Annotated in this window: 1 protein-coding gene; it reads left to right on the plus strand. The window is 30.1% G+C overall.

What is annotated here, in order from left to right:
* Positions 1-760 (plus strand): EpsG family protein (locus V7161_RS30295; RefSeq protein ID WP_335716464.1); only part of this gene is annotated, 760 nt, incomplete at both ends.

Raw genomic sequence — 760 nt, forward strand, 5'->3', positions numbered from 1 at the left:
GGTCTAAGGAATAATATTGGTGATACCTACTTTTATATGCATTCCTATTCAATACAAAAATTTAATTTTGACATAGATATTAATAAAGACTTTGGATTTAGTATTATTCAAGCGTTTCTTCAAAAAGTTTCATATGAACCACAAATATTAATCTTTTTTTGTGCATTAATTACCAATGTTTTGATTGTATGGACTATCTACAAGTATTCCACTTTAATAGATGTTTCTATATTTGTATATATAACCTCGGGAATATACCTGGTTACAATGAATGGAATTAGACAGTATTTAGCGGCTTCTATTAGCTTTGTGGCTACTAAATATATAATTCAAAGAGATTGGAAGAAATATTTTTTGATTGTATTATTAGCTTCTACCATTCATAAGTCAGCTTTAATCCTAATTCCGGCATATTTTATTGTTTGTAGAAAAGCTTGGAGGGCACAAACATTTCTGATACTTCTTGTTGGCATATTTGTAATGATTGCGTACAACCAGATTTCTGCTTTAATTTTTGGAGCATTGGAAGAAACACAATATGGACATTATGAAAATTTCTCTGAGGGTGGCGCCAGTGTCCTTCGAGTACTTGTTTATGCTTCACCACTATTAATTTCATTTATGGGCCGGAAAAGGCTTGAAAGGATTAACCCAGAGTCTAGTGATGTAATAATTAATATGTCTCTTATAGGTTTATTTTTTATGGTTATATCTACACAAAATTGGATATTCGCTAGAATGGCAATATATTTTAATTTAT

The organism is Neobacillus drentensis (genome assembly GCF_036965425.1).
In the GTDB taxonomy this organism is placed as follows: domain Bacteria; phylum Bacillota; class Bacilli; order Bacillales; family Cytobacillaceae; genus Neobacillus; species Neobacillus drentensis_F.